The 25,731-nt window shown below is 71.8% G+C and carries 22 protein-coding genes; 9 read left to right on the top strand and 13 right to left on the bottom strand.

What is annotated here, in order from left to right:
• The first annotated feature begins 114 nt into the window (after positions 1-114).
• Positions 115-3,492, top strand: a complete 3,378-nt coding sequence (locus LWF15_RS12600; RefSeq protein WP_232810656.1) for a pyruvate carboxylase — start codon at positions 115-117, stop codon at positions 3,490-3,492.
• Between the two features lie 74 nt (positions 3,493-3,566).
• Here the strand turns inward: LWF15_RS12600 and LWF15_RS12595 are convergent, their stop codons facing one another.
• Complete coding sequence (locus LWF15_RS12595) at positions 3,567-4,541, bottom strand: SDR family NAD(P)-dependent oxidoreductase (RefSeq protein WP_232810655.1); 975 nt, start codon at positions 4,539-4,541, stop codon at positions 3,567-3,569.
• A gap of 125 nt (positions 4,542-4,666) precedes the next feature.
• Between LWF15_RS12595 and LWF15_RS12590 the strand changes: the two genes are divergently transcribed.
• Positions 4,667-5,533: a helix-turn-helix domain-containing protein gene (locus LWF15_RS12590; protein WP_232810654.1), complete on the top strand. Its 867-nt coding sequence runs from the start codon at positions 4,667-4,669 to the stop codon at positions 5,531-5,533.
• A 10-nt stretch (positions 5,534-5,543) separates the two neighbouring features.
• Positions 5,544-6,218, top strand: coding sequence for a deoxyribose-phosphate aldolase (deoC, locus tag LWF15_RS12585; protein WP_232810653.1), 675 nt, complete (start codon positions 5,544-5,546; stop codon positions 6,216-6,218).
• Here deoC and LWF15_RS12580 read toward each other — a convergent pair.
• The 6 genes from LWF15_RS12580 to LWF15_RS12555 all read right to left on the bottom strand — a co-directional run bounded on the left by LWF15_RS12580 (position 6,212) and on the right by LWF15_RS12555 (position 12,290).
• Positions 6,212-6,847: a response regulator gene (locus LWF15_RS12580; protein ID WP_232810652.1), complete on the bottom strand. Its 636-nt coding sequence runs from the start codon at positions 6,845-6,847 to the stop codon at positions 6,212-6,214. The two genes, deoC and LWF15_RS12580, sit on opposite strands and share 7 nt — an antisense overlap.
• Positions 6,840-8,141 carry a sensor histidine kinase gene (locus LWF15_RS12575; RefSeq protein ID WP_232810651.1) on the bottom strand — a complete coding sequence of 434 codons (1,302 nt, stop codon included), beginning with the start codon at positions 8,139-8,141 and terminating at the stop codon, positions 6,840-6,842. The genes LWF15_RS12580 and LWF15_RS12575 overlap by 8 nt, the downstream gene beginning before the upstream one ends.
• Positions 8,132-8,875, bottom strand: coding sequence for an ABC transporter permease (locus LWF15_RS12570; protein WP_232810650.1), 744 nt, complete (start codon positions 8,873-8,875; stop codon positions 8,132-8,134). Before LWF15_RS12570 ends, LWF15_RS12575 begins: the two co-directional genes overlap by 10 nt.
• Before the next feature lies 1 nt (position 8,876).
• The gene (locus LWF15_RS12565) at positions 8,877-9,788 is read right to left on the bottom strand and encodes an ABC transporter ATP-binding protein (protein WP_232810649.1); all 912 of its coding nucleotides are present in this window, start codon (positions 9,786-9,788) and stop codon (positions 8,877-8,879) included.
• Positions 9,789-9,873: 85 nt separating this feature from the next.
• On the bottom strand, positions 9,874-11,556 hold the full coding sequence (locus tag LWF15_RS12560; RefSeq protein WP_232810648.1) for an urease subunit alpha: 1,683 nt from the start codon (positions 11,554-11,556) through the stop codon (positions 9,874-9,876).
• Positions 11,553-12,290 carry an urease subunit gamma gene (locus LWF15_RS12555; RefSeq protein ID WP_232810647.1) on the bottom strand — a complete coding sequence of 246 codons (738 nt, stop codon included), beginning with the start codon at positions 12,288-12,290 and terminating at the stop codon, positions 11,553-11,555. Before LWF15_RS12555 ends, LWF15_RS12560 begins: the two co-directional genes overlap by 4 nt.
• 172 nt (positions 12,291-12,462) lie before the next feature.
• Between LWF15_RS12555 and LWF15_RS12550 the strand changes: the two genes are divergently transcribed.
• The 5 genes from LWF15_RS12550 (at position 12,463) to LWF15_RS12530 (ending at position 18,182) form a co-directional block, all read left to right on the top strand.
• Entirely contained in the window at positions 12,463-13,911 is a 1,449-nt protein-coding gene (locus tag LWF15_RS12550; RefSeq protein WP_232810646.1) for an APC family permease, read from the top strand.
• A gap of 37 nt (positions 13,912-13,948) precedes the next feature.
• Positions 13,949-15,550, top strand: a complete 1,602-nt coding sequence (locus tag LWF15_RS12545) for an amidohydrolase (protein ID WP_232810645.1) — start codon at positions 13,949-13,951, stop codon at positions 15,548-15,550.
• A 74-nt stretch (positions 15,551-15,624) separates the two neighbouring features.
• A complete protein-coding gene (locus tag LWF15_RS12540) occupies positions 15,625-16,629 on the top strand; it encodes an agmatine deiminase family protein (RefSeq protein WP_269810085.1) in 1,005 nt (334 codons plus the stop codon).
• Entirely contained in the window at positions 16,629-17,270 is a 642-nt protein-coding gene (locus LWF15_RS12535; RefSeq protein ID WP_232810643.1) for a TetR/AcrR family transcriptional regulator, read from the top strand. Before LWF15_RS12540 ends, LWF15_RS12535 begins: the two co-directional genes overlap by 1 nt.
• A 33-nt stretch (positions 17,271-17,303) precedes the next feature.
• The gene (locus LWF15_RS12530; RefSeq protein ID WP_232810642.1) at positions 17,304-18,182 is read left to right on the top strand and encodes a pentapeptide repeat-containing protein; all 879 of its coding nucleotides are present in this window, start codon (positions 17,304-17,306) and stop codon (positions 18,180-18,182) included.
• Positions 18,183-18,205: 23 nt separating this feature from the next.
• Here LWF15_RS12530 and LWF15_RS12525 read toward each other — a convergent pair whose 3' ends face one another.
• Entirely contained in the window at positions 18,206-19,888 is a 1,683-nt protein-coding gene (locus tag LWF15_RS12525) for a hypothetical protein (protein WP_232810641.1), read from the bottom strand.
• Positions 19,889-19,983: 95 nt separating this feature from the next.
• Positions 19,984-21,213, bottom strand: coding sequence for an MFS transporter (locus tag LWF15_RS12520; protein ID WP_232810640.1), 1,230 nt, complete (start codon positions 21,211-21,213; stop codon positions 19,984-19,986).
• Here LWF15_RS12520 and LWF15_RS12515 point away from each other — a divergent pair.
• A complete protein-coding gene (locus LWF15_RS12515; RefSeq protein WP_232810639.1) occupies positions 21,212-22,234 on the top strand; it encodes an ArsR/SmtB family transcription factor in 1,023 nt (340 codons plus the stop codon). The two genes, LWF15_RS12520 and LWF15_RS12515, sit on opposite strands and share 2 nt — an antisense overlap.
• Here the strand turns inward: LWF15_RS12515 and pepE are convergent.
• From pepE to LWF15_RS12495, 4 genes are all read right to left on the bottom strand, one after another.
• Positions 22,231-22,989 (bottom strand): dipeptidase PepE, encoded by a 759-nt coding sequence (gene pepE / locus LWF15_RS12510; protein ID WP_232810638.1) that lies wholly within the window; start codon positions 22,987-22,989, stop codon positions 22,231-22,233. The genes LWF15_RS12515 and pepE overlap by 4 nt on opposite strands.
• Before the next feature lie 49 nt (positions 22,990-23,038).
• Positions 23,039-23,422, bottom strand: a complete 384-nt coding sequence (locus LWF15_RS12505) for a VOC family protein (RefSeq protein ID WP_232810637.1) — start codon at positions 23,420-23,422, stop codon at positions 23,039-23,041.
• Positions 23,423-23,622: 200 nt separating this feature from the next.
• Complete coding sequence (locus LWF15_RS12500) at positions 23,623-24,897, bottom strand: sensor histidine kinase (protein ID WP_232810636.1); 1,275 nt, start codon at positions 24,895-24,897, stop codon at positions 23,623-23,625.
• Positions 24,897-25,604, bottom strand: a complete 708-nt coding sequence (locus LWF15_RS12495; protein ID WP_232810635.1) for a response regulator transcription factor — start codon at positions 25,602-25,604, stop codon at positions 24,897-24,899. The genes LWF15_RS12500 and LWF15_RS12495 overlap by 1 nt, the downstream gene beginning before the upstream one ends.
• Positions 25,605-25,731 lie beyond the last annotated feature (127 nt).

The raw sequence follows: 25,731 nt of genomic DNA, 5'->3' as shown, positions 1-25,731 counted from the left end.
CACCCGGCGTGACCCACACCACGGCCGAAGGCCTCTATCTCTCCCGGCCCCGACTTATCCTGCCCAACGACGCTACCCCCGGCACCAAGCTGTTAAGAGGCAGGGAGATCGCCCGTGTTCTCGAAGATTCTGGTGGCGAACCGCGGCGAGATCGCCGTTCGTGCCTTCCGCGCCGCCTACGAGGTGGGAGCCCGCACCGTGGCGGTCTTCCCCTACGAGGACCGCTGGAGCGAGCACCGGCTCAAGGCCGACGAGTCCTACGAGATCGGTGAGCGCGGCCACCCCGTGCGCGCCTACCTGGATCCGGAGGCGATCGTCGCGGTCGCGGTCCGATCCGGCGCCGACGCCATCTACCCCGGCTACGGATTCCTCTCCGAGAACCCGGCGCTGGCCGAGGCCTGCAACCGGGCCGGGATCACCTTCGTCGGCCCCGGCTCCGACGTCCTCGAACTGACCGGCAACAAGGCCCGCGCGATCGCCGCGGCCCGGGCCGCCGGCGTCCCCACGTTGGCCAGCGTTCCCCCTTCGAGAAACCCCGAAGAGCTTGTGGACGCCGCTGGGCACCTTGCGTATCCCCTGTTCGTCAAGGCGGTGGCCGGGGGTGGCGGCCGCGGCATGCGGCGGGTGGACCGGCCCGAAGACCTGCGCGAGGCGATCGAGACCTGCATGCGTGAGGCCGACGGCGCCTTCGGTGACCCGACCGTGTTCCTCGAGCAGGCCGTGGTCGACCCCCGGCACATCGAGGTGCAGATCCTGGCCGACGGCGAGGGCGACGTGATGCACCTCTTCGAGCGGGACTGCTCGGTGCAGCGCCGGCACCAGAAGGTGGTGGAGATCGCCCCGGCGCCCAACCTGGATCCCGATCTGCGCGAGCGGATCTGCTCCGACGCAGTACGTTTCGCCCGCGAGATCGGCTACCGCAACGCCGGTACGGTGGAGTTCCTGCTGGCCCCCGACGGCTCGTACGTGTTCATCGAGATGAACCCGCGCATCCAGGTCGAGCACACCGTCACCGAGGAGATCACCGACGTCGACCTGGTCCAGTCCCAGCTGCGGATCGCCTCCGGCGAGACCCTGGCCGACCTCGGCCTCTCGCAGGACACGGTGGCCATCCGCGGGGCCGCCCTGCAGTGCCGGATCACCACCGAGGACCCGGCCAACAACTTCCGCCCCGACACCGGCGTGATCACCACCTACCGCTCCCCCGGCGGTGGCGGGGTGCGCCTGGACGGCGGCACCGCCTACACCGGCGCCGAGGTCAACGCCCACTTCGACTCCATGCTGGCCAAACTCACCTGCCGGGGACGCACTTTCGACAAGGCGGTGGAGAAGGCCCGGCGGGCGGTGGCCGAGTTCCGCATCCGCGGGGTCTCCACCAACATTCCCTTCCTGCAGGCGGTTCTGGACGACCCGGACTTCGCCGCCGGAAGGGTGACTACGGCGTTCATCGAGACCCACCCGCACCTGCTGCAGGCCCGCGGCTCCGGCGACCGGGGCAGCAAGCTCCTGTCCTACCTGGCCGACGTGACCGTCAACCAGCCGCACGGTGCGGCCCCGGTGACCATCGACCCGGCCCGCAAGCTACCCACCACCGACCTGAACGCGCCCGCCCCCGAGGGCACCCGCCAGCTTCTGAAAGCCCTTGGCCCGGAACAGTTCGCCCGTACGCTGCGGGAGCAGAACCGCGTCGCCGTCACCGACACGACGTTCCGCGACGCTCATCAGTCGTTGCTGGCCACCCGCGTCCGCACTCGTGATCTTCTCGCCGTGGCCCCGCACGTCGCCCGCACCACCCCCGAACTGTTCTCGATCGAGGCCTGGGGCGGCGCCACCTACGACGTGGCGCTGCGCTTCCTGGCCGAAGACCCCTGGGAGCGCCTGGCTTCCCTGCGTGAAGCGGTACCCAACATCGCCCTGCAGATGCTGCTGCGCGGGCGTAACACGGTGGGCTACACCCCCTATCCCACCAAGGTGACCGACGCGTTCGTGGCCGAGGCCGCCGCCACCGGCATCGACGTGTTCCGGATCTTCGACGCACTGAACGACGTGGAACAGATGCGCCCGGCGATCGAGGCGGTGCGCGCTACCGGGACGACGGTGGCCGAGGTGGCGCTCTGCTACACCGGCGACCTGTCCGACCCGGGCGAAAAGCTCTACACCCTCGACTATTACCTGCGCCTCGCGGCCCGCATCGTCGAGGCCGGGGCGCACGTGCTGTGCATCAAGGACATGGCCGGGTTGCTGCGCGCCCCCGCCGCCGGCCGCCTGGTGAAGGCGCTGCGCTCGGAGTTCGACCTGCCGGTGCACCTGCACACCCACGACACCGCCGGCGGTCAGCTGGCCACCCTCACCGCGGCCATCGCCGCCGGGGTGGACGCGGTCGACGCAGCCAGCGCCTCGATGGCCGGAACCACTTCTCAGCCGCCGCTTTCGGCGCTGGTCGCGGCCACCGACTTCGGCGAGCGGGAGACCGGGCTGTCACTGGCCGCGGTGAACGCCCTGGAGCCCTACTGGGAGGCCGTGCGCCGGGTGTACGCGCCGTTCGAGTCCGGCCTCAGCTCGCCGACCGGGCGGGTCTACCGGCACGAGATCCCCGGCGGGCAGCTGTCGAACCTGCGCCAGCAGGCGATCGCCCTCGGGCTGGGCGAGAAGTTCGAGCAGATCGAGGACATGTACGCCGCCGCGAACGACATCCTCGGCAACGTGCCCAAGGTGACCCCCTCGTCCAAGGTCATCGGCGACCTGGCGCTCTCCCTGGTCGCCGCCGGCGCCGACCCGAAGGACTTCGCCGAGCAGCCGGGCTCGTTCGACATCCCGGCCTCGGTGATCGGCTTCCTCAACGGCGAACTGGGCGACCCGCCCGGCGGCTGGCCGGAGCCGTTCCGCAGCAAGGCGCTTCAGGGCCGAAGCTGGAACGCCCCGGCCGAGGAGCTCACCGCCGAGCAGACCGAGGCGCTGGCCGCGAACCCCCGCCAGACCCTGAACGAGCTGCTCTTCCCGGGCCCCACACGGATTTTCGCCGAGGCCCGGTCGACCTACGGCGACACCTCGGTGCTGCCCACCCTGGACTACCTGTACGGCCTGCGCCGGGGTGACGAGCACGTGGTCGAACTGGACGAGGGCAAGACGCTGATCATGGGGCTGCAGTCGATCAGCGAACCGGACGAGCGGGGTTTCCGCACGGTGATGGCCCGGCTGAACGGCCAGATGCGGCCGATCAGTGTGCGGGACACCCGGATCGCCGACGAGATCCCGACCGCCGAGAAGGCCGACCCGGCGGTGCCCGGCCACGTGCCGGCGCCGTTCCAGGGGGTGGTGACCGTGGTGGTGGCCGAGGGCGACAAGGTCTCGGCCGGTGACACGGTGGCCACGATCGAGGCGATGAAGATGGAGGCCTCGATCACCGCCCCGGTGGAGGGTGTGGTGCAGCGACTGGCGCTCACCGGGGTCCAGAGCGTGGACGGTGGCGATCTGGTGCTCGTGCTCGGCTGAGTGGGTGTTTCGGTGCGAACCGACCAAAGGACGCTTGTCCCGGGCGCCGGGACAAGCGTCCTTTGGTTGGTGGTTCAGTCGGTTTCGAACGCGTTGACGCCGGTCAGCTCGGCCGAGAGGTCCCAGAGCCGGGCTGCGTCCTGCGGGTCGACGGCCCACGTGGCCAGTCCGGCGACCTGAGCATCGAGCAGGTCGTCGGGGCCGACGATCCCGGCCACGTCGACGTCTTCGAGGTAGAGGCCGCCCCGGCCGTCCAGCTGCGGTGAGGTGGCGGCCCAGAGCCCGGTCGCCGCACCCTGTTCCGGAGTCTTCATGGTCTCCGGGTGCGCCCACGTGCCGTCTGCGTTCATCCAGCCGAGGGCCACCATCTCAGACTGCTCGAGGTGCCGCACCAGGCCGGTGTCGATCGTGCCCGGCTGCAGGGCGAAGGCCCGCACCCCCGAGCTCGCCCCGAGCGCGTCGAGGTGCACCGCGAACAGCACGTTGGCGGTCTTGGCCTGGCCGTAGGCGATCCACTTGTCGTAGTCGCCCGAGTCGAAGTGCGGATCTTCCCAGCGGATCCCGCCGAACCGGTGCCCCAGCGACGAGAACGCCACCACGCGGGCCCCGCTCCCGGCCCGCAGGGCCGGCCAGAGCCGGTTGGTCAGGGCGAAGTGGCCGAGGTGGTTGACCGCGAACTGAGACTCCCAGCCCTTGCCCACCCGCTGCAACGGCGCCGCCATGATGCCGGCCGCGTTGATCAGAATGTCCAGTTCGCGCCCGGAGGCGAGGAACCGGTCGGCGAAGCCGGCCACGCTGTTCAGGTCGGCCAGGTCCAGCTCGTCGATCTCCACATCCGGGAGACCGGCCAGGGCCTGCCCGGCGAGCTGGGGGCGCCGGGCCGGGACCACGACGTGGGCGCCGGCGTCGGCGAGGGCGCGGGTGGTGGCCAGCCCGATCCCGGAGTATCCGCCGGTGACGATCGCCACCCGGCCGGTCAGGTCGATCCCGGCCAGCACCTCGGCCGCGGTGGTGTTCCGGCCGAACCCTGAGTCGATCTTCTTCTGCACTGGGTCTCCTGCTGATAGGTGTGTCGGATCAGCAGATCGCAGGGACCGGGAGGGGTGACAGATTCTGCTATCGGGGTACTGCGGGTGACTGTCTCGGCCTGACCCGCCCGCCTATCGTCAGGGGCATGGGAAGTGGTCCTCATGTTCAGGCCGACATGCGCCGCCGGGTCCGGGAGTTCCTGTCCACGCGGCGGGCGCGGCTCACTCCGGAACAGGCGGGCCTGCCTTCGGTGGGCGGGCGGCGCCGGGTCAAGGGCCTGCGGCGGGAAGAGGTGGCGGCGCTGGCCGGGATCAGCGTGGAGTACTACATCCGGCTCGAGCGCGGAGACGCCGGAAACGTGTCCGGCAGCGTGCTGGAGGCCATCGGCCGGGCCCTGCGGCTGGGCGCCGCCGGGCACGACCATCTGCTCGACCTGCTCCGCCCGGCCGACGGTTTCGAGTGCCCGGTGGTCGACCGGCCGGCCCTGCGGCCGCCGGTGCAGCGGATCCTCGACTCGATGGGCACCACGCCCGCCCTGGTGCACAACTGGCGTCTCGACGTGATCGGCGCCAACGCACTGGGCACGGCCCTGCTCGAACCGGTGCGAACCGGGAGCGAAGCCGTCAATCTGGCCCGCGCCGTGTTCCTGGGTCCGGCCGCCCGGGACTTCTGGCCCGACTGGGAGCCGGTGGCCACCGAGACCGCGAACCGGCTGCGCGTCGCGGCCGGCAGCAAACCCTGCGACCGGGCCCTGGCCGACCTCGTCGACGAGCTGTCCACCCACAGCGCCGACTTCCGCGAGCACTGGGCCCGGCACGAGGTGCGGGTGCCGGCCAGTGGCGTCCGGAGGCTGCGGCACCCGGTGGTCGGCGAGCTGGTGCTGCCGTTCGAGAGCACCCCGCTGGTCGCCGACCCGGGACAGACCCTGCTGATGTTCACCGCCGAGCCGGGCAGCGCCTCCGACGACGCCCTGAAGCTGCTGGCCAGCTGGTCGGCGGTGGCGCGGCGCTAGGGTTGGGTCCATGACCGAGAACCTCGCCAGCTACATCGACCAGACCCTGCTCAAGCCCGAGTCCACCCCCGACGACGTGCGCAAGCTCGTCGCCGACGCGCGGGAGCTGCAGGTGTTCGGGGTCTGCGTCTCCCCGAGCCTGGTCACCGTGGCCAAGCAGGCTGCGGCGGGCTCGGAACTGGCCGTGGTCACCGTCTGCGGCTTCCCCAGCGGGGCGGTCAAGGCCGAGGTCAAGGCCACCGAGGCGGCCCTGTCGGTGTCCGAGGGGGCCGACGAGGTGGACATGGTGATCAACGTCGGCGCCGCCGTGTCCGGTGACTTCGCGCTGGTCGAGGCCGAGATCGCGGCCGTGCGGGCGGCCGTGCCGGCGCCGGCCCGGCTCAAGGTGATCGTCGAGTCGGCCGCCCTGACCGACGAGCAGCTCACCGCCGTCTGCCAGGCCGCCACCCGGGCCGGGGCCGACTTCGTCAAGACCTCCACCGGATTCCACCCCAGCGGCGGCGCCACCGTGCACGCGGTCGAGGTGATGGCCGCCGCGATCGGCCCGGACGTGAAGATCAAGGCCTCCGGCGGCATCCGCACCCGGGAGGACGCCGAGGCGATGATCGCCGCCGGGGCCTCCCGTCTGGGCCTGTCCTCGGCCCGCGCCGTTCTCGAGGGCAGCACGGCCACCGGCAGCTACTGAGCTCCCAGCACGCCGCGTTCGTAGGCGGCGGCCACGGCCGAGGCGCGGTCCTTCACCCCGAGCTTGTCGAAGACGTGCCCGAGGTGCGTCTTCACCGTGGCCTCGCTGACGAACAGCGCCCGGGCGATCTCGCGGTTGGTCCGGCCCCGGGCCACCAGGGTGAGCACGTCGATCTCGCGCGGGCTGAGCGCCTCGGCCCCGGCCGAGCGCACCCGCGAGATCACCCGGGTGGCCACCGCCGGGGAGAGCACCGACTCCCCGGCCGCGGCCGCCCGGATCGCCCCGGACAGTTCCTCGCGGCGAGCGTCTTTCAGCAGATAGCCGGTGGCCCCGGCGTCGAGCGCGGCCATGATGTCGCGGTCGGTCTCGTAGGTGGTCAGCACCAGCACCCGGGCCCGGGCGCCGCGCCGGGTGAGGGTGGCGATCGCCTCGGCCCCGCCCCCGCCGGGCATCCGCAGGTCCATCAGCACCACGTCCGGATCGAGCGAGAGGGTGAGCCGCACCGCCTCTACGCCGTCCCCCGCCTCACCGACCACGCTGAAACCGGGCACCGCAGCACACATCCCCCGCAGGCCGTCGCGCACCACCGGGTGGTCGTCCACGATCAGGATGCGGATCGGCTCAGGCACGGGCCGCCACCCAGTCGGGCCCGGCCGGCACGCGCAACGAGATCGCCGTCCCGCCGCCGATCTCTGATTCCACCACCAGCACGCCGGAACACCGCTCGGCCCGTTGCCGCATACCGTCCAGCCCCATTCCCCCGCTCTCGGGTGACCGGCCCGCCTGAGTGACCGCCGCCGGGTCGAACCCGGCGCCGTCGTCGCGCACGTCGAGCACCAGTTCGCCGTCCATGTACGACAGCGTCACCCCGACCCGTTGTGCTGCTGCATGTTTCGCCACATTGGCCAGGGACTCCTGGGCCACCCGCAGCACCGTCGCCTCCAGCTCGGCCGACAGCGGGACCGGATCGCCGGTGACGGTGAACTCCCCGGCCACCGCGCTGCCCAGCGACCACTCCTCGACCAGCCGTTTCAGAGCCGCCCCGAGCGTGGCCTGGTTCAGTTGCGCCGGCCGCAGCCCCTGCACCGAACGCCGGGCTTCGCCCAGCGCCTCGCGCGCCAGATCGGCTGCCCGCCGCCGGTGTTCGCCCGCCGCGTCGGGTTCTGCCGAATCGTCGGCCGCCTGCAACTGGGTGACCACCCCGATCAGACTCTGGGCGATCGTGTCGTGGATCTCCAGGGCCAGCCGCTCCCGCTCGTCGCGGACCCCGGTGCGGCGCGCCTGGACCAGGAGTTCCTCCTGCAGGCGGGCGTTCTCGGTGAGCGCGGCCTGCAGGGCGGTGTTGGCCCGCTCCAGCTCGGCGATCGTGCCGTCCCGTTCGGCGGCCAGGTTCTGCTCCTTCTCCGCGATCCGCGAGAACACCGTCACCAGGCCGAGGTTGAGCAGCAGCAGCACCCCGAACGCGCCCCACTGCCAGGGGTTGCGCGGCGGAAAGCCGCCCGACTGCGAGCCGGCCATCGTCACCGCCGTGCCCGTGAGCGTGACCAGCCCCCACCGGCGCGACACGTAGAGGTGCTGGTCGAAGTAGCCGACGGTGGCGAAGACCGAGAAGAACGGGTTGAGGGCGGTGGCCAGGAAGGCCAGCACCGTGCGCACCACCAGATAGGTGCGGCCGGTGGCGTCGTTCAGTTCGGTGCGCTGCCAACGGCGATCGGCCAGGGCATAGTGCAGGAGGCCGAGCACCACGCTCAGCCCCAGCAGATACGGCAGCCCCTCCTCGACCTCGAGCGCACCCGCGGTGACCACGCTCAGCACCACGGCCAGGACGAGCAGCAGGTACGGCCCCCGGCGCAAGGCCAGCGATTCCGGCCCCAACGGCATGCCCGTCACCTCCCGCCCGACGACCCGCTCGATCACTGCCATCTGAAGTATCGCGTGGCCAGGCCACCCAGGCCCAGCGTCCACAGCAGCAGCACCGCGATGTGCGTCAGGTCGGGCCACTCGCCCAGAGCCGCCTGATCCATCCCCCGCGCTGCTGCCCCGAACGGAGTCGCCTGCACCACCATCCGCATCGGATCGGGCATGGCCTGCACCGGGAACCACACCCCGGAGGTGAACATCATGGCGATGAACACGGCGCTGCCCACCGCCGCACTGCCCTTGGCCGTGCGGGACAAGGACGACACCAGCCCACCGATGGTCAGGGCCGCAGCCAGGGCCAGGCCGAGCACCAGCAGATAGGGCACCACCGCCCCCGGCAGGCTCACGTCGAAGGCCAGGCCGCCGATCAGCAGCACCAGCGCGGTACCCGCCACCACCGCGCCCCCGTGCAGCACGAACTGGGCCGCCAGCACGTGCCAGGGCCGGGCCGGCGTGGTCGCGATCCGGCGCAGCACCCGCTGCTCGCGGTAGGCCGAGAGTACCGCGGGCATCGACTGCACCGAGGCCATGATCGCGGTGACCAGGATGGTGATCGGCACGTACAGGTCGATCACCCGGGCCCCGCCGTACTCCGGCACCGGTTCCCGGAAGGACGGGATCAGACCCAGGATCACGAACAGGACGGGCGGGAAGGCGACCGTCCAGAACAGTGCCCCGGGCTCACGCAGGAACAGCCGGAACTCGGTGCGCAGCACCGCCCGGGCCGGGCTCGCCATGTCAGATCTCGCTCTCGTCGGTGCCGACCAGGCTCAGATAGGCCTCGTCGAGGGTGGACTGGGTCACGCGCAGTCGTTCCGGCCGGACGTCGAGCCGGGCCAGCAGGCCGAGCACGGCCAGCACCGCAGCGTCGTCGGCCAGCAATTCGAGCCGCCCACCCCGCTCCCGCACCTCGGCGACCCCCTCGACCGAACGCAACCGGGCCACGTCCACCGGCGCGTCCGGGCTGAACGACATCGCCGTGGGGGTGGCCGAAGCGGCGATCAGCCCGGCCGGGCTGTCCAGGGCCACCACCCGGCCACGGTCGAGCAGGGCCAGCCGGTCGCACAGCCGCTGCACCTCGGGCATCAGATGACTGACCAGGACGATGGTGGTGCCCTCGGCCCGGACCTGCTCGACCAGCTGCCACACGGTGCGGCGCGAGGCCGGGTCGAGACCGGTGGTCAGCTCGTCGAGCAGCGCCACCCGCGGTCGGCCGACCAGGGCCAGGGCGATGGCGAGCCGCTGCTGCTGCCCGCCGGAAAGACTGGCGTAGCGAGCATCGAGCTTCTCCCCCAGACCGAGCTGCCCGGCCATCGCCAGGCCGTCGGCCGGATCCGGGTAGAACGCGGCGAACAGCTCCAGCGCCTCCCGGACGGTGAGCTTGGCCTGCAGTCCGGCCTGCTGCAGCTGCACACCGATCAGGCTGGTCGCCGCCACCCGGTCGGCGTACGGATCGATCCCGGCCACGCGCACCGTGCCCGCGCTCGGCCGGGTGAGGCCGGCGATGCACTCCACCGTGGTGGTCTTGCCCGCGCCGTTCGGGCCGAGGAGCCCGAAGATCTCGCCCTCGGCCACGTCCAGGTCGATGTGCTCGACCGCGGTCACCTCGCCGTAGGTCCGGCGCAGCCCGCGCACCTCGATGATCGCCATGGCAGCCAGTCTTCGCCGGTCTCACCGCGCCGGGATCAGCCGATGCGCTGCCGTGCACCAGCCGATCGGCCAGCCGGCGGTCCGCTCAGAGGTGATAGAGGCGGTTCAGCGACACCGACTCGGCGGGTTCGGAGGTGACCGGTTCGCCGTCCACGGTGACCAGGCCGCCGGGTGAGACCCGCACCGACGCCAGCCGCGAGTTCAGCTTCATCGACCCGAGCCCGATCCCGCGGGTGTTGCGCACCCCTACCCGGCGGCGCCGCGTCGTCATCGAGTCGTTGCCCTGTTCCGCCGCGGCCTGGGAGGTGAACGCCACCGACAGGTCGGCCGCGGTGGCGCCGTGCGCGCCGAACTGCGGCCCGTAGACCAGGGGCTGGGCCCGGTCGATGGCCGCGTTGGGGTCGCCGGTGACCCCGTAGGCCGGGAACCCGGCCTTGAGCACCAGGTCCGGCTTGGCCCCGAAGTAGGCCGGCTGCCAGAGCACCACATCGGCCAGCATGCCCACCTCCAGGGTGCCGACCTCGTGCGAGAGCCCGTGCGCGATCGCCGGATTCACCGTGAGTTTGGCGATGTAGCGCAGTACCCGGGCATTGTCATCGCCGTCACCGTCGCCGTCGGCCCCCAGTTCGGCCTTCATCTTGCCGGCCATGGCGAAGGTGCGGCGCACCGTCTCTCCGGCCCGGCCCATGCCCTGGGCGTCGGAGGAGGTGATCGGGATGATCCCGAGGTCGTGCAGCACGTCCTCGGCGCCCATCGTGCCGGCCCGGATGCGGTCGCGGGCGAGCGCGGCGTCGGAGGGGATGTCCTCCTTCAGGCCGTGGGCGGCGACGATCATGTGATAGTGCTCGGCCACCGCGTCACGGCCGAACGGCAGGGTCGGATTGGTCGAGGAGCCGATGACATTGGGCTCACCGGCCATCCGCAGCACGTTGGGCACGTGTCCCCCGCCGCAGCCCTCGATGTGGAAGGCGTGGATGGTGCGGCCTTCCAGCACGGCCAGTGTGTCCTCCACCGACAGGGACTCGTTGATCCCGTCGGTGTGCAGCGCGACCTGCACGTCGTGGTCCTCGGCCACCCGCAGCGCGGTGTCCAGCGCCCGGGCGTGCGCCCCCATGTCCTCGTGCACCTTGAACCCGCAGGCCCCACCCTCGACCAGCGCCTCCACCGACGAACCGGGGTCGGAGGCCGAACCCCGGCCGAGGAAGCCGATGTTCACCGGCCAGGCGTCGAAAGCGTTGAAGGCGTGCCGCAGCGCCCAGGGCGAGTTGACCCCCACGCCCCAGACCGGGCCGAACTCCTGGCCGATGATCGTGGTGACCCCGGCCGCCAGAGAGGCCTCCATGATCCGAGGGCTGAGCAGGTGCACGTGGGTGTCGATCGCCCCGGCGGTGGCGATCAGGCCCTCACCGGAGACGATCGTGGTGCCGGTGCCGACCACCACGTCCACCCCGTCGAGCGTGTCCGGATTGCCGGCCCGGCCGATCGCACTGATCCGCCCTTCCCGGATCCCGATCGAGACCTTGCGGATGCCGAGCGCGGCGTCGATCACCACCACGTTCGAGATCACCACGTCACAGGTCTCACTCACCCGGGCGGCCTTGAGATGCATTCCGTCGCGGGCGGTCTTGGCGAACCCGGCCAGGAACTCCTCGCCCGGGTGCTGCGCGTCGCTCTCGACCCGGATCACCAGACCGGTGTCACCGAGCCGGATCCGGTCTCCGGCGCGCGGCCCGTAGGTGCCGGCGTAGTCGTTCCCGCTCAGACTCACGACTGCTCCCCGGTGTTCTCGGTGTTCTCAGCGATTTCGGTGTTTTCGGTGTTCTCGGTGTCCAGGTAGCCGCAGGCGTGGGCTTTCCGCAGAGCGTCGTCCAGGGCGCCCGGTGCGTCGAGCGGGCCGTCGACCAGACCCGCGAAACCGATGACGACGCGGTCCCCGCCGATCGGGGTCAGCTGCACCTCGAGGGTCTGGCCGGGTGCGAACCGCACGGTGGCGCCCGCGTCCACCGCCAGCCGCCTTCCGTACGCCGCCCGCCGGTCGAAACTCAGCCGTGGGTTGACCTCGAAGAAGTGAAAATGCGAGGTGACACTGACCGGGACCGACGCGGTGTTGGTGACCACGAGCGTCCTCAGATCTGTGAACTGCACCGGCTCGGCCGGGCCGGGCAGCAGGGCCCCGGGAGCATCCGAGCCCATCGAGGCGCCTCCGAACGGGTCGGTGACCACGATCAGCCGGCTGCCGTCGTCGAAGACCGCCTCCACCTCGACCTGACCGACCACCTCGGGCACCCCCGGCAGCACGTCGTCCACCCCCAGCACCGCCCGCCCGGCCTGCATCGCCTCGGCCAGCCGGCGGCCGTCCCGGGCCGCCTCGCAGACCGTGTCGGCGATCAGCGCGGTCGCCTCGGGCACGTTCAGCCGCAGACCGCGGGCGCGCCGGGCGCGGGCCAGCTCGGCGGCGGTGAAGATCAGCAGCCGGTCGCGTTCGGTGGGCGTCAGTCGCATGCCGCGGAGACTAACCGGCCGGGGCGAGGGCCGGGCGCAGGCCGACACGAGAACGGATCAGCGACGAAACACGATGGATACACACGCCGAGCACCATAACCGAAACCATTTCGGTTATGGTGCTGTCAGTGCAGCTCAACGAGGTGCAGCACCCGCGTCCTGGAGGAATCGCATGGACTCCGCCCCGCCCACCCCCCTGGCCGGCCCGGCCGCGAGCGACGACCCCGGGCTGAAGGCCGGTGCGATCGGCGCCCCGGGCATCACCGCCCTGGTCGTGGCCGCCGCCGCCCCGCTCACCGTGATGACCGGGATCGCTCCCCTGGCGATCAGCATCGGCGGGATCGGCGCCCCGGCCGGCTATCTCGGGGCGGCCGTGGTGCTGGCCCTGTTCGCGGTCGGCTTCACCACCATGACCCGGCTGACCGGCGGTTCGGGCGCGTTCTACTCGTACATCACGCTGGGCCTGGGCCGCAGCGCCGGAGCCGGGGCGGGCATCCTGGCCGTGGTCTCGTACAACGCCCTGCAGATCGGGGTCTACGGCCTGCTGGGCACCCAGTTCCAGGCCGCCTTCGCCCGCTTCACCGGCGCCGACCTGCCCTGGTGGCTCTTCGCCGGAGCCGCCGTGCTGATCGTCTGGGCCCTCGGCCGACGCGGTGTGGACGTGAGCGCCCGGCTGCTCGGGGTGCTGCTGGTGGCCGAGACCCTGATACTGGTCGTGCTGGTGGCCGGGGTGCTGCTCAGGGGCGGCCGGGACGGCCTGCACCTCACCTCGTTCACCCCGTCTGCGATCACCGCCCCGGGCATGGCCGGGATCCTCGGCTTCTGCTTCGCCGCGTTCGCCGGATTCGAGTCCACCGCCCTGTACCGGCGCGAGGCCCGCGACCCCGACCGCTCCATCCCCCGCGCCACCTACGCCGCGGTGGCCTTCCTCGGCCTGTTCTACGCGCTCGTGGTGTGGGTCGTGGTGCAGGCGCTGGGCGAGGCCGGGGCCCCCGCCGCGGCCGGGGTGGACCCGGTCAACCTGTTCTTCACCGTGATGGACGCCTACGTGGGTACCTGGGCCAGCGACCTCATGTACGTCCTGGTGCTGACCAGCGTCCTGGCCTCGCAGATGGCCTTCCACAACGCCATCACCCGCTACTCCTACAGCCTGGCGCAGGACGGCCTCCTGCCCTCGGCGCTGGCCCACGCCCACCCGCGCTACGGCTCGCCCTCCCGGGCCGGCGCCGTCCAGAGCCTGCTCGCGGTGGCCGTGGTCGGCGCCTTCGCGGTGGCCCAGGCCGATCCGTACCTGCAGCTGGTCCTGTTGGTGAACACGCCTGGGGCGATCGGGGTGCTCCTGCTGCAGCTGATCACCTCGGTGGCCGTGGTGGTCTACCTACGCCGCCAGAGCGGCACCCGCCCCGGCGTGCTGCTGGCCGCCGGCGCCGCCACCGTGCTGCTGGTGGTGGTCCTGTACTACCTGATCCGCAACGTCGCCTACCTGACCGGCGCCGAGACCTCCACCAACGAGGTCCTGGTGGCCATCGTCCCGGCCGTGTTCGCCGCCGGGGTGCTCGCCGCCCGATACCTGCGGGCCCGCCGACCGGAGCAGTACGCCCGGATCGGTTCCGAGTCCTGAACCCCCGAAACCATTACCCAGCACCGAGGAGGGCAGCGTGCCCGCAGCCGACCTGATCCTGATCGCCCGCCACGTGCACACCCTTGACCCGGCCCGCCCGGCCGCCCAGGCGGTGGCGATCTCCGGCGGGACCATCACCGCCGTCGGTGACCGCGACGACGTGTCCGCCTGGCGCGGCAACCACACCGAGGTCCTCGACCTGGGCGCGGCCACCCTGACTCCCGGGCTGGTCGACGGTCACGTCCACCCGGTGATGGGCCTGGACCTCACCGCGGGCATCGACCTGACCGGGGTCCGCTCGCCCCGTGAGCTGGTGCAGGCGCTGCGCACCGCACTTCCCACCGAAGGCTGGGTGCGCGGCTGGGGGCTGGACCCCAACGCCTTTCAGGGTGCCCCGATCACCAGCGCTCCCCTGGTCGAGGCGCTCGGGCCCGACGTACCCGTCTATCTGGTTCTCTTCGACGCCCATTCGGCCCTGGTCTCGCCGAAAGCCCTGGAGCTGGCCGGGATCCGTGGCCCCCAGGAGTTCCGTTCGGGCGCCCAGATCGTTCTGGGCCCGGACGCGACGCCCACCGGCCATCTGCTCGAACTGGAGGCGATGGGCCTGGTCTCCCGGCTGCTGCCGGCCGAGAGCGGCCCGCAACGCCGCAAACGTCTGCTCGGCCTGCTGCAGGACATGGCCGCCAGCGGGCTGACGGCGGTCAACGCGATGGACTTCGAGGGCGACTCCGAGCAACTGTTCACCGCGCTGGAGGCGGAGGGCGACCTGCCGCTGCGCCTGCGGTTCGCGCCGTTCGTGCTGCCCGAGCACGGCCGCGGGCGGCTGGAGCACGTGGTGCAGCAGCAGCGCCTGCGGGGCCGGCGCTGGGCCGTCGAAGGGGCCAAGTTCATGATCGACGGCACCATCGACGGGGGCACCGCCTGGCTGGACGAGGCCGACACGCACGGCGGGTCGACCGCCCCGTTCTGGCCCGACCCGCAGGAATACCGGGATGCGGTGCGGTATCTCGCCGATCGGGACGTGCCCACCGTGACGCACGCCATCGGTGACGCCGGGATCCGCTACGTGCTGGAGACCGTCGCCGGCCTGCGCACCGGGCCGCGGGTCCCGCACCGGATCGAGCACATCGAGACGCTGCCGGACGACCTGGTGCCACGGTTCCGCCAACTCGACGTGACCGCCAGCATGCAGCCCACCCACTGCACGCACTACACCCGGGCCGACGGCAGCGACAACTGGTCGGAGCGACTCGGGAAGGACCGGGCGGCGCGCGGTTTCCGCACCCGCGACCTGCGTGAGGCCGGCGCCCGGCTGGCCCTCGGCTCGGACTGGCCGATCGCCCCCTTCGACCCGCGCGCGATCATCGCCGACGCCCGGCTGCGAAGGATCGCCGGCGACCTGCACCACGAACCGGTGGGCTTGGACCAGGCGCTCACCGCACGGATGGCGCTGGAGGGCTACACCAGCCAGGCCGCGCAGGCGGCGGGCCTGGCCGGACGGGCCGGGGCGGTGCGGCCGGGCCTGCGCGCCGACCTGTCCGCCTTCGCCCTCGACCCGCTGACCGCCGACCCGGACGAGTTCGCCCAGAGCCCGGTGCCGCTGACCGTCGTCGACGGCTCGATCGTGCACCGCGGCTGAGCCACAATGCCGGTGGACCCCGACGACCCGAGGACGAGGAACCCGTGACCCAGAACCGTGCGACGGCCCGGCACATGCCCGCCGAGTGGCAGGCCCACCAGCGCACCTGGATGGCCTTCCCCACCGCCAACCCGACGTTCGGCGAGGAGGGCGGGCCCGACCTGGCCCGGGCGCGCGCGGCCTGGGCCGCGGTGGCCAACGCCGTGGTGGCCTTCGAGCCGGTCACGGTGCTGGTCTCCCCCGGTGACGGCGCCGCCGCCGCGGACGTTCTCGATCCCCGCATCACCCGGGCCGAGGTGCCGCTCGACGACGCCTGGCTGCGCGACTCCGGGCCCACCTTCGTCACCGAGGGCGGGCAGGCGCGGGCGGTCGACTGGATCTTCAACGGCTGGGGGGCCCAGTCGTGGGCCCGCTGGGACCGCGACGCTCTCGTCGCGCAGGCCGTGGCCGGGCTCACCGGCACGGCGGTCAGCTCCTCCTCACTCACCCAGGAGGGCGGGGCCTTTCACGTGGACGGGCACGGCACCGTTCTCCTCACCGACACCGTGCAACTGGACCCGGACCGCAATCCCGGCTGGACCCGTCCTCAGGTGGAGACCGAGGTGCACGCGCAACTGGGCACCAGCAAGGCGATCTGGCTGCCGCGCGGCCTGACCGCCGACTACGGCGAGTTCGGCACCCGCGGGCACGTGGACATCGTGGCCGCGTTCACCGCCTCCGGCGCCGTGGTGGTGCACACCCAGCCCGATCCGGGGCACCCCGACCACGAGGTCAGCCGCGAGGTCACCGAACTGCTGCGCGAGGCCGAGAACGCCCGGGGCGAGCGTCTGGAGGTCGTCGAACTGCTCGCCCCCGAGCAGCACGAGGTCGACGGCGAGCTGGTCGACCACTCCTACGTCAACCACTACGTGGCCAACTCGGTGGTGATCGCCTGCGCCTTCGACGACCCCCGCGATCAGCAGGCCGTGGCGGTGCTGGAGAAGGCCTACCCGGGGCGCCGGGTGGTGCCGGTGGACGCGCGGGACATCTTCGCCTTCGGCGGCGGTATCCATTGCATCACCCAGCAGCAGCCGGCCTGATGGCCCGCCCGAAGAGCCCGCTGCTGTCGCGGGAGCAGATCCTGCGGGCGGCGCTGGCCCAGATCGACGCCACCGGTTCGCTCGGGCTGCCCAAGCTGGCCCGGGACCTGAACGTCGGCACCTCGTCGCTCTACCACCACTTCAAGGGCGGCCGCGAGGAGGTGGTCGAGTCGATCCGGGGCCTGCTGAGCAGCGAGGGCATGCCCTGCGAGCGGGAGCCGGGCGAGAGCTGGCAGGACTTCACCCGCCGGTGGGCGGGCGCCTACCGCACGGCCTTCGCGGCCCACCCCGCCGCGGTGCCGCTGATGACGGCGCAGACCGTCAGCCATCCGGCCACCCTGGCCTCCTACGAGGTCCTGGCCGAGGTGCTGCACGAGGCCGGCTTCGGTGACGACGAACTGCTGCACGCGGTCACCGTGCTGGACTGCTTCATCCTGGGCTCGGCGCTGGACGCCGGGGCGCCGGTGGAGGTCTGGGCCGCCCGCGGCGACGGGGAGTCCCGGTTGGCCCGGGCGATCGCGGCCGCCCGGGCCCAGCCCGGTGACCGCGCCGAACGGGCCTTCCGCCTGGGGCTGGAGAGCCTGCTCAGCGGCCTGAGCGCGCTGCTGGAGCGGGATTGCGCCGAGCGGGTGTTCGGCTAGCCGACCGCTGCGCGCTGGCCGAACCTGTTTGGCATGTCGGTGAACAGCGTCGGGGGCCAGGACCTGGCCGGCCGGGATCTGCGGCACGCCCGGCTCAAGGACTACCAGCTCAACGGCGCGAACCTGAGCCGCTGCATCCTGCAGGGCACGGACCTGCGCGGCACCGATCTGCAGGGTGCCGACCTGACCGGGGCGAACCTGGAGGGCGCCAACCTGGCCGGGGTGGACCTGACCAGCGCCACCCTGGCCTCCACGGTGCTCACCTGGGCGATCCTCAAGGGCGCCCAGCTGAGCGGGGCCGACCTGCACGAGGGACACCTGCACGGGGCCGACCTGTGCAATGCGGACCTGCACGACGCCGACCTCGACCACGCCGATCTGGGTGATGCCGCCGTTCGGGGGGCCGACCTGCGCGGGGCCCGGCTGACCTGGGTGCGGCTGGCCGGGGCCGATCTGAAGAAGGCCGAGGCCTCGAACGCCGACCTGGAGCACGCCAGCCTGGCCGGGGCGCACCTGACCGAGACCAACCTCTCGGCCGTCCGGCTGAGCGAGGCCGACCTGACCGGGGCCACGTTCGGCGGTACCGATCTGAGCGGTGCCGACCTCCGGGCCAGCCGGATGCGCGGGGTGATGATGGGCCGCTCGGCCCGGTCGGGCAACGTGCACCTCGACCGGGCCGACCTCAGCGGTGCCGACCTGCGCGACGCCCAGCTCTCCTCGGTCGACTTCACCGGCGCCAACCTCTGCGGCACCGACCTGACCGGGGTGTCCGCGTTCAACGTCGAACTCACCTCGGCGATCTGGGACCTGCGCACGCGCTGGGACTACCACCACGAACTGGCGATCCAGGACGCTTCGGTGCAGCAGGAGGACGGCACGTTCCGGGTGTGGAAGCGCTACCTGATGCGCTGACCGTAGTCGGGGACAGAGCTTGTTCAGGATCCTTCGACCAGGGTGAACGACTCCCACGGCCCGATCGCGTCGCGGTTCGGGATCAGCGGCTCTTTCCCGGAGTTCTCGGCGCACACGTAGCGGCCGTTGGCGCCGGAGCGCAGGCTCACCGTGCCGTCGGAGTTCTCCATCAGGGCAAAGGTTTCCCATCCGCCGATCGCGTCCCGGTCGACCGTGAGGGCCACCTTCCCGGCGTCTTCGGCGCACACGAACTTGCCCGAGGCCTTGACCTTCAGCGCCACGTTGCCGCCGCCCAGGTCGATCAGGACGAGCTTCTGGGCCGCGCCGTCGGTGGCCGCCGAGGCGACGAGGCCGTTCCCGGTGACGGTGACGAACTTGTCGTTCGCCTTCGCCCGCAGGGCCACCACCCGGTTCGGCTCGTCGCCGCCGCCCGGTGCGGCCCCGACCAGGGGCGAGGTGGGACGCTGGTCGGTCAGCGCGATCTCGCCCCTGAGCATCTTGCCGCCGTCGTCGGTCAGGCGCAGGTAGTAGTCGGAGGAGCAGGCGGTGCCGTCCTCGTCCAGGGCCAGGAAGCCCGAGCCGACCGGCACGGTGGCGGCGGTGGGCGTGGTCTTGGCGATCTGGTTGCCCTCGTTGTACTCGTCGAACATCGAGATGTAGAGGCCGGCCGAGCCCAGCCGCACCAGGTTGTAGAACTGCCGCCACATGAAATCACCGTGCGCCCGCTGCCGTTCGCTCAGGTCGCCGGGCAGCACGCAGGGCTGGTAGTCGATCCCGTGCTGCTCGCAGTCGGCCTGGTCGGCACGGTTCACGTTCTGGTAGAACCAGTCCGAGGCGGCCGCGTCACCGATCCGGCCGACCATCCACGGCGAGATCATGTCGAAGGCGTGGTAGACGTCCGAGAAACCGGCCCGCGAGTCGTTCTTGCCCTCGCGCCAGTAGGTGGGCACCCCGCCGATCACGTAGCACCCCTGTTCCTGCAGCCAGGTGATCACCTTGAGGCAGTCCTGCGCGGGCCAGTCGTGGGCGTCGTCGTCGAACCCGAAACCCCAGATGCAGACCACGGGTTTGCCGTTCTGCACCGCGTAGGCCCCGGACGAGGTGTAGGCCTTCATCTTGGCGGTCCAGTCCTGCGGCAACTGGGTGGCCATGTCGTCCCAGTTGGTCACGTCGTACATGACGTAGAACTTGGTGCCGCTCTCCTCGGCCGCCTTTCGCACCTTCTGCGTCATCGCGTCGCGGGTCGGGCCCTCACCCCCGGTGGGGTTGAACCGCTGCAGAGCCGCCGTGTGGCAACCGTTCTCGGCCATCCAGGCGAAGTGCACGTCGACCGTCTGCTGGTCGTACGAGGAGAACAGGGTGGCCGGCTTACCGTTGCCCAGGGCCGAGAACCTGGTCTCGTAGGCGTTCTCGTACTCGCTCATGTCCGGCCACGCCTTGATGCCGTGATTGGCCGCCGAGGGCGTCTTCTGCGCATCGGGCGCCCAGTGCCACCAGGCGTTGATCGGCGCACCGTCGCCGGTGCAGGCGAACCAGCCCTGGTACCCCACGGTGATCTTGCCGACCACGTCACCGGCCCCGGAGGCGGCCTTGGCCGCGCCTTCTTCCGGTTCGGCGGCCGCCACCCGCTGCACGCCCACAGCGGTGGCGACGAGCGGAACGGCTACGGCGGAGGCGATGAACGTACGGCGACGCGTGGTACCCACTGCGGAAACTCCCTAGGGACGGGGCTGAACGGGGCGCGACGTTACTCGCCGCCCCGGCCTCACCGGATCAACCGTTCCTCAGCCCCAGATCAAGATCAGGGACGAGCGTCCCGGCTGAGTGCCCGGGTGCCCGCCCCGGCTGCGAGGAAGGCACCGCCGAGCAGGAGCCACCCGGGCAGCCCGTACGCCAGTGCGCTGGAGGTGATCACGGCAGGGGCGAGCGCCGCGCCCACGGCCGCACCGGTCTGGCTGACGCCCTGATAGGCGCCGGGACGGGCCGGGTCGGCCAACTCGAAGGCCAGTTCCCAGCCCCCGGCCTCGGACAGCACCTCCCCCAGGGAGTGCACCACCACCGCGGCCACCAGGACGGCCGTGGCGGTCAGGGCTCCCAGAGCGCCCGCGACCGGGTACAGGACGCAGGCCAGGGCCAGCATCCCGGTGGCGCCGAAGACGGTGCGCCCGGCCCGGTCCACGTCGGTGACCCATCGGGTGGCCGGGACCTGCAGCATGGTCACCACCACGGTGTTGAGCACGATCAGCCCTCCGATCAGGGCCTCCGGGGCCTCGGTGTGCCCCGCCACCCACAGCGGCAGACCCAGAGTGAGCACCTCGAACTGCACGTGGATGACCCCGTTGAGAGCAGTGACGGCCAGATAGCGCCGGTCGCGCAGCGGCGCCGAGCTGCTCGGGGCGTGGGCCGGGGTCACCGGCGCGGCGGCCTCCATGGTCAGTGAGGCCAGCGGCAGGATCGAGCCCAGCACCAGGAGCGCCGCCACGACCAGGCCGGTCCGGTAGGCGGACGCGGTGCCGATGGCCAGCACGATCGCCCCCAGACCCGAACCCGCGGCCACGAAGACGTTCGTGACCACCCGGATCCGGGCTCGCGTCGCGGTCCGGTCGCCACCGGAGAAGGCCTGGGCGACCAGCGTGACCTTGGCCGTGCCGTGGACGCCCTGGGCGCCGAGCAGCGCGGCGGCCAGCAGCACGAACGCGGCCACATTGCCGTCCAGCAGGCAGTACCCGGCCAGGGCGGCGGACTGGACCAGCGCCGCCCCGATCATCACGGCCCGCGCTCCGTACCGGTCGCTGAGCCTTCCGGCCAGGAAAGTGGTCGCAATGGCGAAGACACCGGCCACGGTGAGCCCGACTCCGACCGTGCGGGAGGGGATTCCGGCTACCCGGGTCAGGTACAGCGCGCTCAGGGTGAAGCCGAGCCCCAGAGCCGTGGCCGTGGCGGCCGAGGAGAGGAACAGCGCCGACAGGACCGGGTCCCGCTGCCCGGCCGGCGCTTTGAGTCGGGACGAGAGCAGGGGCAACGAGAGCATGGGCACAGTGCAGCGGGGTCGGCCCGCGGCCGCGATCGATGTAGCGTTCTGCTTCATGGTGGTGGGCTACGAACTGACCGGCTCGGCCCTGGGCGACGTCCGGTTCGGCATCTCGCCCCTGAACGAGCTGGTGCTGTCGCTGCGCAGCTGGCGCGATCCGGGGCGGTACCCGCTGCACCTGCCCTGGATCCGGCGTACCCGGCCGCTGCACGAACAGCTCGACACCGAGGTGCTGCAGGCACTGGTCTCACCGCGCCGATGGGTGCCGGACTTCCTTACCCCGCAACCGGATTCGCCGCTGACCCGCTTCGAGGACGAACTGCCCCGGCTGCAGCGTGTCCCGGCCTCGACGGTCCGCCACGACCTGAGGGCGGCCTACCAGGGCGACGCCGGAGTTCCGGCCGTGCTGCGGGGACGCCAGGCGGTGCAGCGGGTGGTCCGCGCCCTGGAGGACTACTGGCGGCTGTGTTTCGCCCCGGACTGGCCGCGGATGCGAGCGGTGCTGGAGGCCGATGTCACCTACCGCGGGCGGCAGATCGCCCAGCACGGCCTCTCGGGCATGTTCGCCGACCTGTCGGACCGGGTGCGGATGAAGGGGGACAAGGTCGAGGTCAGCTCACCTTCCGGGTCGGGCTGGGTCCGCCGGGCCGACCAGGGTCTCACCCTGGTTCCCACCCTCTGGACCAGCGCGGCGTGCGTCCCGGTCTCCCCCGCGGAACCCCCGACCATCATCTACCTGGCCCGCGGCAGCGCCACCGTTTGGGAGAGCGCTCCCCCACCCGCCCCCGAAGCCCTTGCCGGTGTCCTTGGTTCGCACCGGGCCGCCCTGCTGCAGCGGCTGGCGGCACCGGCGTCCTCGACCGAACTGGCGGTGGGCCTGGGAGTCACCCCCACCGCCGTCAACCAGCACCTACGGGCACTGCGAGCAGCGGGCCTGCTGGTCGCGGTCCGGCACGGCCGCTCGGTGCTCTACCGGCGGTCGGAACTCGCCGAGCAACTGCTAACCACCGCCCGCCCTTAGGCCGGTAGCTCCTCAGGCACGTCGAACTCGGCCGGGAAACTGAGCAGACCGCTGACGTCGCCGGAGATCTCTTCCGGTTCACCGCCGCGGCGGAACAGGATGGCCGGGCCGGGCGCGTGTGCAGACACGGCCTTGCCGCCGATCTTCGCGGTGTCGCCGGAGACCCGCAGGTAGGTACCCTCGCGCAGCCCGAGCACGGCCACGTCGTTCTCCTCGCCGAACTCCCGCAGCCGGGTCTCGCGCGTCTCGCCCATGTGCCGACTGTCCGGGTCGGCGTCGACGTAGTGCGGATTGATCTGGAACGGAACCAGTTCCAGGGCTCGGAAGGAGTCGGGCTCGACGATCGGCATGTCGTTGGTGGTGCGGATGGTCGGGGCGGTGATGTTCGTGCCGGCGCTGGCGCCGACGTAACGGGCCCCGCCGGCCACTGCCTGACGCAGGGGCTCGATCAGCCCCGAACGCTGGAGCGCGCGCAGCAGGCGGAAGGTGTTGCCGCCCCCGACGACGATGAACCGGGCCGCGGTCACGGCGGCGACCGGGTCCTCGGCGGTGTGCAGCCCGGTCAGCTCGACGCCAGCGGCAGCGAACGGCTTGGCCACCGCTTCGGTGTAGGCGTCGTGGTCGGCCAAGGCGTAGGGAACGAACACGCCGGCGCCGGTGTCGGCCCCGGCCGCGAACTCGGCGAGCTCGGAGGCGGCGTGGGCCCAGGGACGGCCGCCGTGATTGGTCGAGTTGGAGAGCAGGAGGAGTTCCACGGCGAAAACCTTAACCGGCCTGGAACAGCCGGGGCGGGACCCCGGACCTCTAGGGGAGCGGCTCGAGCCGGGCCCGCAGCAGGCAGAACTCGTTGCCCTCGGGGTCGGCGAGAACGTGCCAGTTGTCCTCGTCGCCCTGGCCGATGTCGGCCCGGCGGGCGCCGAGCGCGAGCAGACGCTCCAGCTCGGCGTCCTGGTCGCGGTCGGTCGCGTTGATGTCGATGTGCAGCCGGGACTTTCCTGGTTCGGGCTCGGCGCGAGCGCTCAGGATGATCGTGGGCTGGGCGCCGCCGAAGCCCTCCCGCGGCCCGATCTCCAGCGTGCCGTCGTGCTCGCGGTCGAGGATCACGAAGTCGAGGACCTCGCACCAGAACCGCGCCAGCAGTTCGGGATCGCGACAGCCGAGGACCAGTTCGCTGATACGGGAGGCCATGAGCACCGAATGTACCGGATGTGACGGACATACCGAGGTACTGGACGGCGCGTGGCAGCCGAACGCAATCGGCAGTCACCCGGGGTGGCGCCTCCGTTCCGGACCCCTCGCGACGTGTACACCTGGTACCAGGTGGACCATCTGTACACGTTCAACTCGAGCCTCGACCCATAGGCCGGCGCGGAGCGCTTCCTGCGTACCTACCCGGCCCGCGACCCAAAGGGGTCGTTCGACGGTGGTCCTGACTCGCGTCCATTGTTCTGTCGGGCCACCGCGCGATCCGGCAGCCAGATGACGAAAGTGCTGCCCACTCCCACTTCGCTGAACACCACCAGGCGCCCGCCGTGGCTCTCCACCACCTGCCGGGCGATCGGCAGCCCGAGCCCGGTGCCGACGTGGTGGCCATTGCCGTTGGAACCGTCGGTGCCGTTGGAGCCGTTGGTACCCCGGACGAACCGGTCGAACACCCGCTCCTGTTCGTCTTCGGGGATGCCGGGCCCCTCGTCGCGCACCGCGATCCAGGCCCAGCCGGCCTGGCTGCCGGCCGCGGTGGTGACCGTGGAACCCGTTGGGGCGAGGCGGATCGCGTTGGACAGCAAGTTGCCCACGGCGCGGTTGAGCATGCCGGGCTCGCCGTAGGCGGTGGGGCCGGTGGCCAGGCGCTCGCGTAGGTGCAGCGAACGGCCGGCGGCCAGGACCCGGTGCTCGTCGAGCGCGTCGGCGGCCACCGCGGCCAGGTCGACGTCCACGTCCTCGAAGGCTCCGGAACGGCGGCGGGCGGTGGCCAGCAGGTCTTCGAGCAGGCGGGACATCCGGTCGGTGGCGCGGGTGACCACGGCGGTGGCCTCCTGGCGCTGCTCGGGGGTGGAGCTCTCGTCGGCCAGGACCGCCTCCACGTTGGCCCGGATCACCGCCACCGGGTTGCGCAGCTCGTGCGAGACGTCCTCGACGAAGTCACGTTCGGCCCGGAAGGCGTCGTCGAGGCGGCCGAGCATCGCGTCGATCGTGTCGGCCAGACCCCGCAGCTCGTCGTGCGGGCCCTGGGCACCGATCCGGCGGGTCAGGTCGGTGGCGTTGATCTCCCGGGCGGTGGCCGTGATCCGGCCCACCGGGCGCAGCGTGCGGCCCGCCACGAACCAGCCGATCACCAGGCTGAGCAGGAACATCACGGCCAGGGCGAGGAACGAGAAGGTGCGCAGCCGCTCCAGGGTGTTGTAGTTCACCGCGCGCTGCAGGTCGGCGATGTCGGCGGCCTGGAACTCGGCGCCGGGCTTGTAGTGGTACTCGCCGTCGGCCGAGCGCCAGTACTTCTTCACCGTGACCGGGTCGAGCGGCTCGGCGTCGATCGTCCAGGACAGCACCAGGTACACGGCCAGCAGGATGACGGCGGTGGCGAGCACCAGCAGGGCCGAGGTGAGCAGGGTGATCCGGGCGCGGACGGTGCGGCTCCAGGCGGGAAGGGCGGGGCGGGCCATCAGGCGGCGCCGGGTGGCTCTTCGCGCAGCCGGTAGCCGCGCCCGACCACCGTCTCCAGCAGCTGGGGTTCGCCCTCGGAGGAGAGCTTGCGGCGCAGCGTGCCCACCGTGACCCGCACGGTCTGGGTGAACGGGTCGGCGTTCTCGTCCCAGACGTGCTCGAGCAGTTCCTCGGCGGCCACCAGGTGCCCGGGCTTGCTCATCAGGTAGCGCAGCAGCGCGAACTCCTTGCGGGTGAGCGGGAGTTCGCGTTCACCGCGGCGGGCCAGCTGCCGGGCGGTGTCGAGCCGCACGTCGGCCACCTCGATCACCGACGAGGACACGGCCCGCACCTCCCGGCGCAGGATGGCCCGCAGCCGGGCGCTGAGCTCGGCCAGGGCGAACGGCTTGACCAGGTAGTCGTCGGCGCCCGAGTCCAGGCCGCGGACCCGGTCGGGCAGGCGGCTGCGGGCGGTCAGCATCAGGATGCGCATGTCCGGGCCGGCCACCGACCCGGCCTGGCCGGCCCGGATCTGCTCGGCCAGGGTGAAACCGTCACCGTCGGGCAGGTTGATGTCGAGCAGCAGCACGTCGTAGTCCCAGACCGAGAGCTTCTCGCGGGCCTGGGCGCAGGAATCGGCCAGGTCGACGGCGTAGCCCTCGCGCTCCAGGCCGATCCGCAGGGCGCCGGCCAGGCCGGACTCGTCCTCGACGATCAGCAACCTCACCGGGTCAATCTAACTTTGCTCCGGTACGGGGGGCGACCTCGCTTTCGGTCCGCTTTCGTCCCGGCTTACCGGGGTTTTCGCCCCTTCTTGATGAAGTGCGGTCACCGGGTTCTCCACGACCGCTGCT

Origin of the sequence: Kineosporia rhizophila (assembly GCF_021277265.1) — a bacterium.
GTDB lineage: Bacteria > Actinomycetota > Actinomycetes > Actinomycetales > Kineosporiaceae > Kineosporia > Kineosporia rhizophila.
Note: the sequence above shows the minus strand (reverse complement) of the source record. Positions and strands in the feature narration are given on the sequence as shown.

Bases quoted from the DNA above. Each gene is read 5' to 3' on its own strand.
- LWF15_RS12590 (WP_232810654.1), top strand. From the start codon at position 4,667: ATGGGAAGTGGTCCTCATGTTCAGGCCGACATGCGCCGCCGGGTCCGG.
- deoC (WP_232810653.1), top strand. From the start codon at position 5,544: ATGACCGAGAACCTCGCCAGCTACATCGACCAGACCCTGCTCAAGCCC.
- LWF15_RS12575 (WP_232810651.1), bottom strand. From the start codon at position 8,141: ATGGCAGTGATCGAGCGGGTCGTCGGGCGGGAGGTGACGGGCATGCCG.
- LWF15_RS12570 (WP_232810650.1), bottom strand. From the start codon at position 8,875: ATGGCGAGCCCGGCCCGGGCGGTGCTGCGCACCGAGTTCCGGCTGTTC.
- LWF15_RS12565 (WP_232810649.1), bottom strand. From the start codon at position 9,788: ATGGCGATCATCGAGGTGCGCGGGCTGCGCCGGACCTACGGCGAGGTG.
- LWF15_RS12555 (WP_232810647.1), bottom strand. From the start codon at position 12,290: ATGCGACTGACGCCCACCGAACGCGACCGGCTGCTGATCTTCACCGCC.
- LWF15_RS12550 (WP_232810646.1), top strand. From the start codon at position 12,463: ATGGACTCCGCCCCGCCCACCCCCCTGGCCGGCCCGGCCGCGAGCGAC.
- LWF15_RS12540 (WP_269810085.1), top strand. From the start codon at position 15,625: ATGCCCGCCGAGTGGCAGGCCCACCAGCGCACCTGGATGGCCTTCCCC.
- LWF15_RS12535 (WP_232810643.1), top strand. From the start codon at position 16,629: ATGGCCCGCCCGAAGAGCCCGCTGCTGTCGCGGGAGCAGATCCTGCGG.
- LWF15_RS12530 (WP_232810642.1), top strand. From the start codon at position 17,304: ATGTCGGTGAACAGCGTCGGGGGCCAGGACCTGGCCGGCCGGGATCTG.
- LWF15_RS12515 (WP_232810639.1), top strand. From the start codon at position 21,212: ATGGGCACAGTGCAGCGGGGTCGGCCCGCGGCCGCGATCGATGTAGCG.
- LWF15_RS12520 (WP_232810640.1), bottom strand. From the start codon at position 21,213: ATGCTCTCGTTGCCCCTGCTCTCGTCCCGACTCAAAGCGCCGGCCGGG.
- LWF15_RS12505 (WP_232810637.1), bottom strand. From the start codon at position 23,422: ATGGCCTCCCGTATCAGCGAACTGGTCCTCGGCTGTCGCGATCCCGAA.
- LWF15_RS12500 (WP_232810636.1), bottom strand. From the start codon at position 24,897: ATGGCCCGCCCCGCCCTTCCCGCCTGGAGCCGCACCGTCCGCGCCCGG.